Source organism: Stenotrophomonas sp. RIT309, assembly GCF_000632045.1.
Lineage (GTDB): Bacteria > Pseudomonadota > Gammaproteobacteria > Xanthomonadales > Xanthomonadaceae > Stenotrophomonas > Stenotrophomonas indicatrix.
Genome location: NZ_JFYS01000013.1, coordinates 70,840 through 84,261, shown reverse-complemented (window position 1 = coordinate 84,261; position 13,422 = coordinate 70,840). Strand labels below are relative to the sequence as shown.

Here is a 13,422-nt window from a genome sequence, read left to right as displayed (position 1 = left end):
TAGCGAGGGGCTGCTGGATTACTCCGGCCTAACCTCCCGACAAGCCCACTCAGCTAGCCCTCGGCAAGCCAGAAACAACCCATCGACAACCCCCTCATCCAAATGCCGCTCCGGCTCCGCTGCCACCCGGCAGCGGTCTGCCGAGTGCAGCACCTCCAGCACTGTCAGCAGCCCCACCAACGCGCGCTCGGTTCTTGCCAGGCTCACGCGGCGGCCGGGTGACACATCGTTCTCCGGCCAAGGCAGCCCATCAGCCCCCTCGCATCCGCGCATGCGCTTGAGAATGCCCAAGAAGGTGCTCAGGTCCGGCAGTGGGGTGTCGTCGTTGATGGGCTCAACAGCGGCGTACGAGGAGAAGGTGGCGGATTCGCTCATGGCGTCGGTTTCCTTGGCTGTGCTTAACAGCGCCACCGCGTAGGCGGGGTGGCGGACGATGCGTGGCTGCAAACCGGACGAAGCGACGTCATAAACCGGCGGGCCCGAAGACCCCCACGCACCGCCCGCCATAGAGGCCGACGGATTGCCCGCCGGCACCGGTTAAGGACGGTGCCGACGGGCAAGCGTAAACAACAGACGTCGCTTTCTTCGGGTTTGCAGACCCGGCCACCCGTTGTCGGTGGCGCGCCATGGTGTTTACGCAGCCGCTTCGAATGCAAATTGAAATTCGCGAAGAAATCGCGGGATTCGAGAGCGAAGAACTATTGTTGCACGCGCCATTCGTGCAGCACGCGACGCCACCAGACGTATTCGTGCAGATGCTCTGCTTATTGCGAATCAAAGTGGCGCAATCGCCCGTGCCGCAAGCGAATAGTGCTATGGCCTTCTTTGCAACAGTTCTTAGTCGGCCTCGGCAGGGAGCGGCGCCGGATCAGCCGCGTGGTCCGAAAATCGGTTCAAACCCGACACCGCAAGAAGGCATCGCATCCTTAGCCGACGCCGTCCTCAACCACCGCCGCATTCCCCACCAGCAGCTCAATCATCGCCCGCGCCGCCGCCGACTGCCGCCGATGCGGCGCATAGATCACCGAGAACGGCCGCGACCGTCCACGCAGTTGCGGCAACACTTCCACCAACTGTCCACGCTGCAACCGCTCGCGCACGATGAACTCATAGCTCTGGCAGATGCCGATGCCCTGTTCGGCCAGCGACACCACGCCCAGCACATCGTCGGATGTCTCGATGGACGAACGCGGCAGCCAGTCCACGTCGCGCCCGCCGTCGCGGAAGATCCACGGCGCCAGCCGCCCGGTGCGTGGCATCACGAAGGGCAGGCACAGGTGCTGCTGCAGGTCGTCCAGCGTCTGCGGCGTGCCGCGGCGCTGCAGGTAGTCCGGCGCGGCCACCAGCAGCAGCGGCGCGTCTTCCAGTTTGCGCGCCACCAGCCCGCTGTCCGGCAGCTGGCCCAGGCGGATGGCCAGGTCGAAGCCTTCGGCCACCAGGTCCACGTTGCGGTTGGTGATGTTCAGTTCCACCTGCACCTGCGGGTACTGCTGCGCAAAGCGCGCCAGCACGGGCGGCAGCCGGTAGTGGCCATAGGTGGTGGGCACGCTCAGGCGCACGCGGCCGGCCAGCGCACCGTCCTGGGCCAGTACGTCGCGCTCGGCGTCGTCCAGCAGGCCGAAGGCGGTGCGCACCTGTTCCCGGTAGAGCCGCCCGGCGTCGGTGAGGCCCACGCAGCGGGTGGTCCGCTGCAGCAGCTGGCGGCCCAGCCGCGCTTCCAGACGGGTGACCGCGCGGCTCAGCACCGAGGGCGTGGTGGACAGCGCCACCGCGCCGGCCGTGAACGAGCCGTGCTCGACAACCGCCAGGAACACCTCCACATCGCCCAGGTAGTCGAACTTGCGGCTCATTTGGCTCTCCGGGGAACAGATCTTTTGCGATGAGGCCAATTTATCGCCGCTGGGGCGATGAATAAAGTGGCGGCCATTCCCCGATAGGAGCTCCCCATGAACCTGATGACCCGGCTGGCCGCAGCGCTGGCCCTGACCTTGGCCGCCAGCGGCGCGCATGCCGCCAACGTGCTGGTGGTGCTGTCCGACGAAAACCACCTGGACCTGAAGGACGGCAAGGTGCTGTCCACCGGCTTCTATCTCAACGAGCTGATGCAGCCGGTCAAGCTGTTGCTGGACGCGGGCCACGAGGTGACCTTCGCCACGCCGCAGGGGCGGGCGCCGACGGTGGATGCGTCTTCGGTGACGCCGGCGTACTTCGGCAACGATGCCGCGCAGCTGACGCTGCACAAGGATCTGCTGGAGAAACTGGCGCTGACCTCGCCGACCGCCTCGCCGGTGGTCAGCCTGGCGCGCATCGAGCAGCAGGGCTACGCGCGCTTCGATGCGGTCTACATTCCCGGTGGCCACGCGCCGATGCAGGACCTGCTGAAGAGCCCGGCGCTGGGCCGGCTGCTGGCCGACTTCCACCAGCGAAACAAGACCACCGCGCTGGTCTGCCATGGGCCGATCGCGCTGCTGTCCACGCTGCCGGATGCGGGTGGTTTTGTGGCGAAGCTGGAAGTTGGGGCGATGCCGGCCACGCCGAAGTGGATCTACAGCGGCTACCAGATGACGGTAATCAGCAACCAGGAAGAAGAGCAGGCCAAGCCGCTGCTGGGCGGCGGCGAGATGAAGTTCTACCCGCAGACTGCGCTGCAGCGGGCGGGGGCGCGGTTCAGCAGCAATGCCACGCCGTGGACTGGGCATGTGGTGGTGGATCGGGAGCTGATTACCGGGCAGAACCCGGCTTCGGCGTTGGAGGTGGGGCAGCGGTTGGTTGAGCGGCTGAGGTAAGGCGGGGCTACAAAGCAGGTTGCCCGCCTTGGGGGCCGAGGGGCCAGTTCCTCGGCCTGTCTATGGAGATATCGACGTGGCCCTTACAGGAGGAATCAGCCCGCCACGCGCGCTGTTCCTGACAGGTCTTCTATTTCGGAAAGCGCGTGACGCGTCAGTGCCCAATCGCCGGCGTGCCTGATCGCCACGCCTCCCGCCGCTGTCCAAGCATCACAGTTCTCTTTGAAATCATCGATCAGAACATCGCCCGGCTGGTGCATGAAGAGAGGCTTATGCCTGCCGCCGAGCACAGGCAACACCAGGCAGGTTGCTGACAAGTGTTCGCGAACCCACTGTCGCTTCTGCATCGCAGCGAGCGGATAGTTCGATTTCGGACAGGCAGTGAGAATCACCGGATTCAAGTGATGGATGCTGTGGAAGAACTCCACTGCACCGTGCATCGGCGGAAGGTCGCGGAAGAATGACGGGTGGTTGTTGATGTGCCCCCACATTTCATCGTCGGCGAGCAAACGATGGTCCAGGCCAAAAAGGGCAGGAAATGCCGCGTCGAAGTCAGCCATCACACCATCAAGATCCACATAGATTGTGCGTCTGGGTGCACTCGATCCATCTGGGTGCTGCTTCGCGAGCGGGTCCATCATCGGTATCGACTTCACATCATCTGCGTTCATTACAGAGTTCTCCTCTCAAGAGTGGACTTTCTTCTTCATCCGTTCCCCGCTAGCGGGGCAAAGTGCTTGGCGATTGCGACAAACATGGCAGCAGTCACGATGCTGCCGGCGTCGGTCCGGGGCGAAAGGGGGGTGGCCTGCAACCCCCGCCAATGCGGAACGCCAGAGTGTCTTTTGAGTCCATCAGGCGCTGCTGCAGCGGGACAGTGCGCCGCGCCGTAACACACAATACGAGCACCACCAGCCAGAATTGAAACTGAGATGGAGCTCGCATCACGGCGTCGCCCACCGGCTGGTGCCGTAATCGGCACGCTTTAATTGCGGTTTATATCGCGGCGCTTCTTCAAATGCCTGCCGAGTGGCTGCTCTGGCCTCTGGCCAAGACGCGGCCCGCACCCACTGGCTCATTTCGCCAACCAAGGAGCACTCTTGCTCGCTGGTGAGTGGGTCATCGCCTTGCGCTACATAAAGGCCGGACGGTGATACACCTGTAGCGCTCGATCCAGACTCAAAAGGACGTCACTGAAATGGATGCTCAGGCTCATTCAATGTACCACGCCGACCAGCGCGACCGCCATTTGCAGGACGAGCATTTGCCGTTTGATGAGAGCATGCGCACGCTGTCTGACGGCCGCAAGCGCTGTGCAGAATCGCGCGTGCACCAGATGCTGGGGCATGTACCACGCTTGCACGGCGTCGTGCCGGAGGTGGAGGGCGAGGGCGGAGAGGTCTGTCTGCTGCAGTTGGCGTGTGATCCGGCGATTGATCTGGTCTTTGGCGACAGTGGTCAGGCCACGTTCTGGTTGAGTCGTGAGGATCTGCGCAACTGCAGGTTTGATCGCGTCGTTGGCGTGGTGGAGTCACACTGACAGCCGTTTTCCCAGGGAAGCCCTTCAACAGATATGCGAACGTTCGTCCTCTTCATTCACTCCGCCTTGTGCTTCGCCCTGCTGTCTGGCTGCGCCAGTGGGCCGGAGTATCGCCATTACAGTCGCGAGATCACCAGCGCGTTCGTGGCCGACGACGGCAAGCTGTACCTGTTGCCTGTCTATGACGAGCCGATGCGCTTTGATGCGGCGCCGTTCCGTGATTACCGCGCGCTGATGGACAGCCCGCTGCGCGAGGCCGTGGTCTGCGCGCAGCTGTACATCCGTGAAGACTGGCGCGTTCCGGCTGAACGCACCAAGGTGCATGGCAGCTACGCGCTGCTGCTGCGGCCAGAGCAGGTGACGCCGGAGCAAGCTGCCCAGTTCAAGCTGGAGCGGTTGGAGATCAGTCCACGAGTGGCCAAGGCCATCGACGAGTTGACGCGCCGGCCGTACATCCTTGAAGCGCGGAGCCGCTACGAACTGGCGGCCAACCCGGACTGCAATCTTTCCAGGAAGGGTGGCAGCTATTACAGCGCGCTGTTCGAGGGGGATGGCGAGCGGGTGCAATTGCCGGACGCTGCTGCGCTGGCCGCGAAGGCGAAGCTGCCGCAGTCGATTACCGCGCGGGCTGAGCGGATCCAGCCGGAGGAGGCGGATAAGCCAGGGGCGGTACGGCGGCCGGCAAGGTGCTGGGCGCGGCGTTGATACCTGTGGCGGTTCCGGTGTTTGTGTTGAGCCTGCCGTTCCTGGGGCCGGATCATTGGAAGTGATGGGGCGTTGAAGCCAGAGCATCCACGCGTGGCGTGGATCTACTTGGGCATCGCCAATGCCTGAACGTTCACCCTGGAGATCTGTGTGCCAAGCACATTGGAGACTGTTTTGAAGACCGTAGGCTTGATTGTCCTTGCGGCGCTTCCGTTGTTGACCATCTGGTTCATTCAGCGGCGAAGGACACTGAGAGCCCGTTCCGCGTTGGAATCTGGGCTGCGCTTGAACCCGCCTCGGCGGATTTCCGGTACGTCCATGACCTTGGTGATGGTTAATGGGAAAGAGGATCGAGAGCACTACTTCTTTGATACAGATACCTTCTATCTGCATCGGGGCCCAATGCCCACGGCGGTTCCGCTCACGCAGATCACCTCCGTCACCCGAACCTCCGATGTCATCTACGAGCGTTATGTCTGGCAGGTGTGCTTCAGCAAAGCAGCGGGCAGAAGGTGCGTAACGTTCACCAACAACCTGACGCTGTTCAACCGCGACTTCCTGCTCTTCCTGGAGGCGGTGCGGAAAGCCAATCCGCTCGCGACCGTTGATCGAGCGGGCATCCTCTTCTAGCTGTGGGCCGCGACACGGGCAGCGCCATTCAAAGGGGCGGGGCCGTGAAGCTACACTGGCTGCCTACGCCCGATGGAAGCTCGCCCATGTTCAATGGAAAAGTCGCGGTAGTTACCGGCTCCACCAGCGGTATCGGTCTTGGCATTGCCACCGCGCTGGCGCGGCAGGGCGCCGACATCGTGTTGAATGGCTTTGGCGATGCGCAGGAGATCGAACGCATCCGCTCCGGCCTGGAAGCCGAGTTCGGTGTGCGTGTGGCGCATGATGGCGCCGACCTTTCCCATGGTGAGGCGGTGCGGGAGATGATCGCCCACGCCGTTGCCACGATGGGGCGCATTGACATCCTGGTGAACAACGCGGGCATCCAGCACACCGCGTCGATCGAGGAATTTCCCGTCGAGAAGTGGGATGCGATCCTGGCGCTGAATCTGTCGGCGGTATTCCATGCCACCGCGGCAGCCTTGCCCCACATGAAGCAGCAGGGATTCGGTCGCGTCATCAACATCGCGTCGGTGCATGGACTGGTTGGCTCGGTGAACAAGTCGGCCTATGTGGCGGCCAAGCATGGCGTGGTGGGTTTCACCAAGGTAACGGCGCTGGAGAACGCGGGCACGGGCATCACCGCCAACGCCATCTGCCCGGGGTGGGTGCGAACGGCGCTGGTCGAGCAGCAGATCACCGCATTGGCGGAGCGCGAGGGAACGGACCAGGAGTCCGCCGCTCGCGCGCTGCTGGCCGAGAAACAGCCGTCGTTGCAGTTCGTGACGCCCGAGCAGTTGGGGGAAATGGTGGTCTTTCTGGCCTCGGATGCTGCGGCTCAGATTACGGGCACGGCGCTTCCGGTGGATGGCGGCTGGACGGCGCGCTAGCTGGCCGGCTGCCCGCCGGGCATGGCCCGGCGCTACCGGGAGGTCGGTGCGTGGTTCGGCGTTATCGAAGCCGACTGGGATCGATCAAGGGAATCTCGCCCAGCGCATTCAACGTGACGCGATGACTGCAGAACCGGAACGGGGTGTCCGCAGCGGGCCGCACGTTGTGGCGTGGCACGCTTTCGATGTCCCGTACCTCGTCGACGGCCAGGGCGAAGGTCTCCGCGCCGTTCTGTACCAGCACCATGGCCGGGCAGCCGTGGGCGAATGCGGACAACCCAATGGCCTGACGCAGGTCGACCACCGGCAGTGCGTGGCCGCGCACGGTGAGGTGCGGGCGCGCGCCACTGCCGGGGCGATCAAAGGTTTCCGGGCCGCGGATTTCAATCGCGGCTTCGACATCGATGGCAAACAGGTGGGTACCGGCCCGCACAACAACAACTTCAATGAAGGCCGGCGACGACGGGGCCGGTTCACCGGCCGAAGGGGAAGAGGGCTGCAAGAGGAACCTGTGGAAGGGTATTGAAACTGCAACGCAATGATGCCGTGTTGACGTGACGTAACGCGTACTTTGCGGATGAGCGGCCAGCACGCGTTGCATGCGTCGTTCAGCGGGATCAAGGCGCCTTCACGGGTTGGCTTGGGCCGTGGGCGGATTGCCAGCCATGGGCTGGCACTACTGTGGCTTGGCGAATACGTCCAGGCCTTTGCCGGTTTCCAGAAGCGATTTCAGGCTCGACAGCACGATCGGCCAGCCCTGGCGGATGCCGGTATCCATGCCGCTGCCCGGTTCCAGCTCGTCATGGGTCACCGTCAGCTTGACCATGTCCTCATACGGCACGATCTCGAACGTCACCCGGCTGTAGGCGTTCGGGTTGTCCGCCTGCGAGGCGGCGGCCCAGGTGATCACCAGTCGCGAGGGTGGGGTGTTTTCCACCACTTCGCCGACCAGTTCGACCTTGCGCTCGTCATTGGCGCGCACGTGCTGCCAGCGCGAGCCGGGTTTCCAGTCCGATACGTTTTCGTGCCCCCAGTAGGTGCGGGCAATCTCCGGCCGGGTGATGGCCTCGAACACCTTCTGCGGCGTGGAGGCGATATAGATCACGTGGATGAAACGGGTGGATTCAGCGCTCATCGTCATTGTCCTTCCAGTTCCTGTTTGAGGTCATGCAGCAAGCTCAGGCGCTGCTGCTCGAACTTGCTTACCCAGCGCGTATAGACGTCGTGCAGTGGCACCGGGTTGATGAAGTGCAGCTTCTCGCGGCCACGCCTGACGGTGCTGATCAGGTTGGCGTCTTCCAGCAGGCCCAGGTGCTGGGTAACCGATTGCCGGGCCATCTGCAGGTGCTCGCAGAGCTGTCCCAGCGTCTGCCCGTTGCGCTCGCAGAGCAGGTCCAACAACGTGCGGCGCGTGGGGTCGGCCAGTGCCTTGAACACCTTGTCTGCATCCATGGGGGCTTTCAGTTCCAGTTGTCGATCTTGACGTCGTGTGGGCTGGGCTGACCGCGCCCGGTTTCCAGCAGGGATTTCAGGCTCATCAGGAAGATGGCCCACTTGGTGCTGCAGTGGTGCATGAACTCCACGCGCTCCTTCCAGCCTTCATGGCTGAACAGCACGATGCAGTAGTCGCCGTCCTGGTGCAGGGCGAAGCGCGCGGTGGTGCCGATCCATTCCGGTGGGCCGTCGATGAATTCCCACAGCACCCGCTCGTTCGGCTGCAGCTGCAGCAGCTTCATCTGCATGGCGCCAATTTCCTGGCCGTTGGCGGTGAAGCGGGCGGTGACGGTGCCGCCGGGGTGGCGGTCGCCGGTGGTGTCCTCGGCCCACCAGGCGGCGATGCCTTCGGGGGTGGCCAGGGCCTGGTAGACCTGGGCTGATGGGGCGTTGATGCCGACTCTGTGTGCGATATCCACCATGACTGCGGCTCCACGGTGGGCGGCGGGGTGCCGTCCCTGGGATCACAATAGGCAGGTAAATGCCTGCATGTCAACTCCGCCGCCGTGAACGCACGGTCGTGGTAGTGCCGGCCGCTGGCCGGCAACCTGGTCGAGTTGGGGGACTGCAGTTGCCGGCCAGCGGCCGGCACTACCGGTCAATGCAGCGGCGTGGATTGTCGATCGTGGTGGTGCCGGCCGCTGGCCGGCAGCCTGGGTGAGTTGGGTGATTGCAGTTGCCGGCCAGCGGCCGGCACTACCGGTCAATGACGCGGCGTGGATTGTCGGTTGGGGTAGTGCCGGCCGCTGGCCGGCAGCCTGGGGGAAGTGGGGGATTGCAGCTGCCGGCCAGCGGCCGGCACTACCGGTCAATGACGCGGCGTGGATTGTCGGTCTGGGTAGTGCCGGCCGCTGGCCGGCAGCCTGGGAGTGTGGGGTGATTGCGGTTGCCGGCCAGCGGCCGGCACTACCAGGTCGCCGCGGGCGATTGGCGGCGTCTCAGTTCTCTGCGTCCTGCAGTGCTGCATGCAGTTTGTCGGTGATCTGCTGCAGCGCGGCCAGGTCATCGGCTGAAAGATGATCGAGGAAATTCCGGCGCACGCTGGCGACGTGTACCGGCCGCGCTGCGCCTAGCTGCGTGCGGCCTTCTGCGGTCATGCGGATCACCACCACGTTGTCACTGTCGGTGTCGCGCTCGATCAGGCCACGGCCGGCCATGCGGGTGAGCTGATGCGAGAGCCGGGTCTTGTCCCATTCCAGGTAGTCCTGCAGGTCGCGCTGGCGGCGGCAGCGGTCCTTGGCCTTGCTCAGTTCCATCAGCACGACAAAGTCGGCACTGGAAAGCCCGGTGCTGCGGGTGATGTCGTGGACGATGCGGCCGGAGGTGATCTCGGCCATGCGCCGGAAGCCGCGCCAAGCGGCCCACTCGTCAGGGGTGATGGTAGGTGGGGTCATGCGCTCACGTTGCCTGTGGTTGGTTGACGTGTCAACTCGAACGCTTTACGGTTGATATATCAACCAATCTGCAGGCCGTCTCATGCCGTACTCTCCACGTATTGCCATCATCGGTGGAGGCCCCGCCGGCCTGACCGCTGCGCTCATCCTGCATCGCGGTGGCCACCGCGTGAGCGTGTACGAGGGCGAGTCGTCCGGGCAGCAGCGCACCCAGGGCGGCACGCTGGACCTACACGAGGACTCCGGCCAGGTGGCGCTGCAGCGGGCTGGTCTGCTGGAGGCGTTCCGGGCGGTGGCGCGGCATGAGGGCCAGGAGGCGCGGGTGGGTGATCCGTGGTCCGGGGCGATTACCGCAGGTGGGTTCGGGCCGGAGGGCAGCATGGACAAGCCGGAGATCGACCGCGGCGACCTGCGCCAGCTGCTGCTGGATGCGTTGCCGGCCGACGCGGTGCAGTGGGGTCACTGCCTGAGCGCAATGGAACCTGCAGATGCGGACCGCCACAGCCTGCGCTTCGCCAATGGTGTGCAGGCCGAGGCGGACATCGTGATCGGTGCCGATGGTGCGTGGTCGAAAGTCCGCGCTGCGTTGAGTGCGTGCCAGCCGCTGCCGACCGGCATTACTTTCTTTGAAGGATGGATCGCGCAGCCTGCGGCGGATATCGCGGCCATGGTGGGGCAGGGCAGCCTGTTCTGCTTTGGCGGTGAGGAGGCGTTGTTCGTGCAGCGCAACAGCGGCGATCGATTCTGCGTGTATGCGGCGCTGAAGCGGCCTTCCGATTGGCTTGATGCGCAGATCGCGCAGCAAGGCATGCGCGCGCTGGTGACCGGAAGCTACACCGGCTGGGCACCGAACCTGCGGCGGCTGCTGGAGGCGTGCGCCGACTTCGTGCGGCGGCCGATCTACAGCCTGCCGGCGGATTTCCGTTGGACACCGCGCAACGGCGTGACGCTGATCGGCGATGCTGCCCATTTGATGCCGCCGGTGGGCGTGGGCGTGAACCTGGCGATGCTGGACGCGTCGGATGTGGCGATGGCGTTGTGCGCGCAGCCGGATGCAGTGAGTGCCATTCGCCACGCCGAGTCCATTGTGCGTGAGCGCGCCAGCGCGCTGATGCCGGACGCCATCGACGGGTTCCAGCGCTGGTTCACTACCGAGGCGACGGCTGACGGGGGTTGAGGCCGCTTGCAACGCGGGGACGGGAAGCACCTGCGTCACTGCGTCGCAGCCTTTCTGCAGGATGCGGTACATCGGTTCGGCGCTAGAGTGGGGGCTACCCCATCCAGGAAGGAGACGCGCATGTACTACAGCAGTGGCAACTACGAGGCCTTCGCGCGCCCGCGCAAGCCAGCGGGCGTGGACAACAAGACGGCCTGGTTCGTGGGTTCGGGCCTGGCCTCGCTGGCCGGTGCGGCGTTCCTGGTGCGCGATGGGCGCATGCCCGGCGAGCGCATCACCATCCTGGAACAGCAGCAGATTGCCGGTGGCGCGCTGGATGGCCTGAAGGTGCCGGAGAAGGGTTTCGTGATCCGCGGCGGCCGCGAGATGGAAGACCACTTCGAGTGCCTGTGGGATCTGTTCCGTTCGATTCCGTCGTTGGAAATCGACGATGCCAGTGTGCTGGACGAGTTCTACTGGTTGAACAAGGACGACCCGAACTATTCGCTGCAGCGTGCCACGATCAATCGTGGCGAAGATGCGCATACCGATGGCTTGTTCACCCTGAGCGAGCAGGCGCAGAAGGACGTCATCGCGCTGTTCCTGGCCACCCGGCAGGAGATGGAGAACAAGCGCATCAACGAAGTGCTTGGTCGCGATTTCCTGGACAGCAATTTCTGGCTGTACTGGCGCACGATGTTCGCGTTCGAGGAATGGCATTCGGCGCTGGAGATGAAGCTGTACCTGCATCGTTTCATCCACCATATCGGCGGGCTGCCGGATTTCTCGGCGCTGAAGTTCACCAAGTACAACCAGTACGAATCGCTGGTGCTGCCGCTGGTGAAGTGGCTGCAGGAGCGCGGCGTGCGGTTCCAGTACGGCACTGAAGTGACCGATGTTGACTTCGACCTGCAGGAGGGCCGCAAGCAGGCCACGCGCATCCACTGGACACGGGATGGCTTGGCCAGTGGCGTGGACCTGGGCGCGGACGATCTGGTGTTCATGACGATCGGCTCGCTCACCGAGAATTCCGACAACGGCGACCACCACACCGCTGCGCGCTTGAATGAAGGCCCGGCACCGGCGTGGGACCTGTGGCGGCGCATCGCGGCCAAGGATGCGGCGTTCGGGCGCCCGGATGTATTCGGTGCGCATATACCGGAAACCAAGTGGGAATCGGCGACGGCAACCACGTTGGACGCGCGCATTCCGGCGTACATCGAGAAGATTGCCAAGCGCGATCCGTTCAGCGGCAAGGTGGTGACCGGCGGCATCGTGAGCGTGCGCGACTCGCGCTGGCTGATGAGCTGGACGGTGAACCGCCAGCCGCACTTCAAGAACCAGCCGAAGGACCAGATCGTGGTGTGGGTGTATTCGCTGTTCGTGGATACGCCGGGCGATTACGTGAACAAGCCGATGGAGGACTGCACCGGCGAGGAGATCACCCGCGAATGGCTGTACCACCTGGGTGTGCCGGTGGAGGAGATCGACGAGCTGGCGGCGACCGGGGCGAAGACGGTGCCGGTGATGATGCCGTACATCACTGCGTTCTTTATGCCGCGCCAGGCCGGTGACCGCCCGGACGTGGTGCCGGAGGGTGCGGTGAACTTCGCCTTCATCGGCCAGTTCGCCGAATCGAAGCAGCGCGACTGCATCTTCACCACCGAGTATTCGGTGCGCACGCCGATGGAAGCGGTGTACACGCTGCTGGGCATCGAGCGCGGCGTGCCGGAGGTGTTCAATTCCACCTACGACGTGCGCACGCTGCTGGCCGCGACCGGGCGTCTTCGCGATGGCAAGGAACTGGACATTCCGGGGCCGGCGTTCCTGCGCAACCTGCTGATGAACAAGCTGGACAAGACCCAGATTGGTGGGCTGCTGCGCGAGTTCGGGCTGGTGCAGGACGACTGAGGTAGCGGGGCGTCGGGGGGCGCCGGGCCATGCCCGGCGTCTCGCGCCGCAGTGGCCGCTTCGCTCGCCGGGCATGGCCCGGCGCTACCGCAACGCCGCGTTGTCGGTGGAGCGGCTGAGGTTCTCCCAGGCATTGATGCGTTCTGTCATGGCGGCCAGCTTGCCGCGTACCAGGTGGAGGGCGTCGCTGCCCAACAGCAGATGCGTGGGTGGGTTGGGGGTGTCGATCACCTGCAGCATGGCCTGCGCGGCCTTGATCGGGTCGCCCAGCTGATGGCCGCTCTTTTCCTCGCGTGCGCTGCGGACCGGATCGAACAGCGCGTCGTAGTCGCCGATGCTGCGCGAGGCCCGCACCATCGAACGGCCGGCCCAATCGGTGCGGAACGAGCCCGGCGCGATCGCGGTCACATGGATGCCGAACGGCGCCACTTCCTTGCCCAGCACCTCGCTGATGCCTTCCAGCGCAAACTTGCTGCCGCAGTACCAGGCGATGCCCGGCAAGGTGATGAAGCCGCCCATGGAGGTGATGTTGAGGATGTGGCCGCGGCGGCGCGCGCGCATGTGCGGCAGCACGGCTTTGATCAGCGCGGCGGGACCGAACACGTTCACTTCGAACTGATGGCGCAGTTCGTCCAACGTGGATTCTTCGAGGATGCCTTCGTGGCCGTAGCCGGCGTTGTTGACCAGCACGTCGATGGCGCCGATGTCGGCTTCGACGGTGGTCACCAGTGCATCGATGGCCGCGGCGTCGGTGACATCCAGCAGGCGGCCGAAGGCGCGACCGGGGGCGAGGGCCGCAAATTGCTGGCGGGCAGATTCGCTGCGCACGGTGCCGACCACGCGATGGCCGGCCAGCAGGGCCTGCTGGGCCAGGGCGCGGCCGAAGCCGCTGCTGACGCCGGTGATGAGGAGGAGGCGGGATGCGGTCATGGCTGAG

Annotated in this window: 16 protein-coding genes; 7 read left to right on the top strand and 9 right to left on the bottom strand. The window is 64.6% G+C overall.

Annotated elements, in window-relative coordinates:
- Nucleotides 1–18: 18 nt before the first annotated feature.
- Together BW38_RS0120640 and BW38_RS11435 are read right to left on the bottom strand one after the other, a co-directional pair.
- Nucleotides 19–375, bottom strand: a complete 357-nt coding sequence (locus tag BW38_RS0120640; RefSeq protein WP_032976147.1) for a hypothetical protein — start codon at nucleotides 373–375, stop codon at nucleotides 19–21.
- Nucleotides 376–926: 551 nt separating this feature from the next.
- On the bottom strand, nucleotides 927–1,850 hold the full coding sequence (locus tag BW38_RS11435; RefSeq protein ID WP_032976146.1) for a LysR family transcriptional regulator: 924 nt from the start codon (nucleotides 1,848–1,850) through the stop codon (nucleotides 927–929).
- A gap of 96 nt (nucleotides 1,851–1,946) precedes the next feature.
- On the opposite strand from BW38_RS11435, the gene BW38_RS11440 reads away from it, so the two are divergent.
- Complete coding sequence (locus BW38_RS11440) at nucleotides 1,947–2,786, top strand: type 1 glutamine amidotransferase domain-containing protein (RefSeq protein WP_032976145.1); 840 nt, start codon at nucleotides 1,947–1,949, stop codon at nucleotides 2,784–2,786.
- Between the two features lie 95 nt (nucleotides 2,787–2,881).
- On the opposite strand, the gene BW38_RS11445 is transcribed toward BW38_RS11440, so the two are convergent.
- On the bottom strand, nucleotides 2,882–3,457 hold the full coding sequence (locus BW38_RS11445; RefSeq protein ID WP_025874965.1) for a hypothetical protein: 576 nt from the start codon (nucleotides 3,455–3,457) through the stop codon (nucleotides 2,882–2,884).
- A 548-nt stretch (nucleotides 3,458–4,005) separates the two neighbouring features.
- Between BW38_RS11445 and BW38_RS11450 the strand changes: the two genes are divergently transcribed.
- From BW38_RS11450 to BW38_RS11465, 4 genes are all read left to right on the top strand, one after another.
- A complete protein-coding gene (locus tag BW38_RS11450; RefSeq protein WP_032976143.1) occupies nucleotides 4,006–4,326 on the top strand; it encodes a DUF1963 domain-containing protein in 321 nt (106 codons plus the stop codon).
- Between the two features lie 33 nt (nucleotides 4,327–4,359).
- Nucleotides 4,360–5,031, top strand: a complete 672-nt coding sequence (locus BW38_RS21110; protein ID WP_235189938.1) for a hypothetical protein — start codon at nucleotides 4,360–4,362, stop codon at nucleotides 5,029–5,031.
- Nucleotides 5,032–5,349: 318 nt separating this feature from the next.
- Nucleotides 5,350–5,661 (top strand): hypothetical protein, encoded by a 312-nt coding sequence (locus tag BW38_RS11460; protein ID WP_032976142.1) that lies wholly within the window; start codon nucleotides 5,350–5,352, stop codon nucleotides 5,659–5,661.
- 86 nt (nucleotides 5,662–5,747) lie between these two features.
- Entirely contained in the window at nucleotides 5,748–6,530 is a 783-nt protein-coding gene (locus tag BW38_RS11465; protein WP_032976140.1) for a 3-hydroxybutyrate dehydrogenase, read from the top strand.
- Nucleotides 6,531–6,591: 61 nt separating this feature from the next.
- Here BW38_RS11465 and BW38_RS11470 read toward each other — a convergent pair whose 3' ends face one another.
- From BW38_RS11470 to BW38_RS11490, 5 genes are all read right to left on the bottom strand, one after another.
- Nucleotides 6,592–7,131, bottom strand: coding sequence for a chemotaxis protein CheW (locus tag BW38_RS11470; protein WP_081794555.1), 540 nt, complete (start codon nucleotides 7,129–7,131; stop codon nucleotides 6,592–6,594).
- 75 nt (nucleotides 7,132–7,206) lie between these two features.
- Nucleotides 7,207–7,665 carry an SRPBCC family protein gene (locus BW38_RS11475; protein WP_032976139.1) on the bottom strand — a complete coding sequence of 153 codons (459 nt, stop codon included), beginning with the start codon at nucleotides 7,663–7,665 and terminating at the stop codon, nucleotides 7,207–7,209.
- 2 nt (nucleotides 7,666–7,667) lie between these two features.
- Nucleotides 7,668–7,982 (bottom strand): metalloregulator ArsR/SmtB family transcription factor, encoded by a 315-nt coding sequence (locus BW38_RS11480; RefSeq protein ID WP_032976138.1) that lies wholly within the window; start codon nucleotides 7,980–7,982, stop codon nucleotides 7,668–7,670.
- Nucleotides 7,983–7,990: 8 nt separating this feature from the next.
- Complete coding sequence (locus BW38_RS11485) at nucleotides 7,991–8,446, bottom strand: SRPBCC domain-containing protein (RefSeq protein WP_032976137.1); 456 nt, start codon at nucleotides 8,444–8,446, stop codon at nucleotides 7,991–7,993.
- 516 nt (nucleotides 8,447–8,962) lie between these two features.
- Nucleotides 8,963–9,418 carry a MarR family winged helix-turn-helix transcriptional regulator gene (locus tag BW38_RS11490; protein WP_032976135.1) on the bottom strand — a complete coding sequence of 152 codons (456 nt, stop codon included), beginning with the start codon at nucleotides 9,416–9,418 and terminating at the stop codon, nucleotides 8,963–8,965.
- Between the two features lie 82 nt (nucleotides 9,419–9,500).
- On the opposite strand from BW38_RS11490, the gene BW38_RS11495 reads away from it, so the two are divergent.
- Both BW38_RS11495 and BW38_RS11500 read left to right on the top strand, forming a co-directional pair.
- A complete protein-coding gene (locus tag BW38_RS11495) occupies nucleotides 9,501–10,595 on the top strand; it encodes an NAD(P)/FAD-dependent oxidoreductase (RefSeq protein ID WP_032976133.1) in 1,095 nt (364 codons plus the stop codon).
- A gap of 120 nt (nucleotides 10,596–10,715) precedes the next feature.
- Nucleotides 10,716–12,485 (top strand): oleate hydratase, encoded by a 1,770-nt coding sequence (locus tag BW38_RS11500; protein ID WP_032976132.1) that lies wholly within the window; start codon nucleotides 10,716–10,718, stop codon nucleotides 12,483–12,485.
- 84 nt (nucleotides 12,486–12,569) lie between these two features.
- On the opposite strand, the gene BW38_RS11505 is transcribed toward BW38_RS11500, so the two are convergent.
- Nucleotides 12,570–13,415, bottom strand: a complete 846-nt coding sequence (locus BW38_RS11505; RefSeq protein WP_032976131.1) for an oxidoreductase — start codon at nucleotides 13,413–13,415, stop codon at nucleotides 12,570–12,572.
- Nucleotides 13,416–13,422: the final 7 nt, after the last annotated feature.

Coding starts and splice junctions, on each gene's coding strand:
- BW38_RS11445 (WP_025874965.1), bottom strand. CDS start 3,457: ATGAACGCAGATGATGTGAAGTCGATACCGATGATGGACCCGCTCGCG.
- BW38_RS11470 (WP_081794555.1), bottom strand. CDS start 7,131: ATGCAACGCGTGCTGGCCGCTCATCCGCAAAGTACGCGTTACGTCACG.
- BW38_RS11450 (WP_032976143.1), top strand. CDS start 4,006: ATGTACCACGCCGACCAGCGCGACCGCCATTTGCAGGACGAGCATTTG.
- BW38_RS11435 (WP_032976146.1), bottom strand. CDS start 1,850: ATGAGCCGCAAGTTCGACTACCTGGGCGATGTGGAGGTGTTCCTGGCG.
- BW38_RS11495 (WP_032976133.1), top strand. CDS start 9,501: ATGCCGTACTCTCCACGTATTGCCATCATCGGTGGAGGCCCCGCCGGC.
- BW38_RS11490 (WP_032976135.1), bottom strand. CDS start 9,418: ATGACCCCACCTACCATCACCCCTGACGAGTGGGCCGCTTGGCGCGGC.
- BW38_RS11465 (WP_032976140.1), top strand. CDS start 5,748: ATGTTCAATGGAAAAGTCGCGGTAGTTACCGGCTCCACCAGCGGTATC.
- BW38_RS11500 (WP_032976132.1), top strand. CDS start 10,716: ATGTACTACAGCAGTGGCAACTACGAGGCCTTCGCGCGCCCGCGCAAG.
- BW38_RS11505 (WP_032976131.1), bottom strand. CDS start 13,415: ATGACCGCATCCCGCCTCCTCCTCATCACCGGCGTCAGCAGCGGCTTC.
- BW38_RS11475 (WP_032976139.1), bottom strand. CDS start 7,665: ATGAGCGCTGAATCCACCCGTTTCATCCACGTGATCTATATCGCCTCC.
- BW38_RS0120640 (WP_032976147.1), bottom strand. CDS start 375: ATGAGCGAATCCGCCACCTTCTCCTCGTACGCCGCTGTTGAGCCCATC.
- BW38_RS11440 (WP_032976145.1), top strand. CDS start 1,947: ATGAACCTGATGACCCGGCTGGCCGCAGCGCTGGCCCTGACCTTGGCC.
- BW38_RS11485 (WP_032976137.1), bottom strand. CDS start 8,446: ATGGTGGATATCGCACACAGAGTCGGCATCAACGCCCCATCAGCCCAG.
- BW38_RS11460 (WP_032976142.1), top strand. CDS start 5,350: ATGACCTTGGTGATGGTTAATGGGAAAGAGGATCGAGAGCACTACTTC.
- BW38_RS21110 (WP_235189938.1), top strand. CDS start 4,360: ATGCGAACGTTCGTCCTCTTCATTCACTCCGCCTTGTGCTTCGCCCTG.
- BW38_RS11480 (WP_032976138.1), bottom strand. CDS start 7,982: ATGGATGCAGACAAGGTGTTCAAGGCACTGGCCGACCCCACGCGCCGC.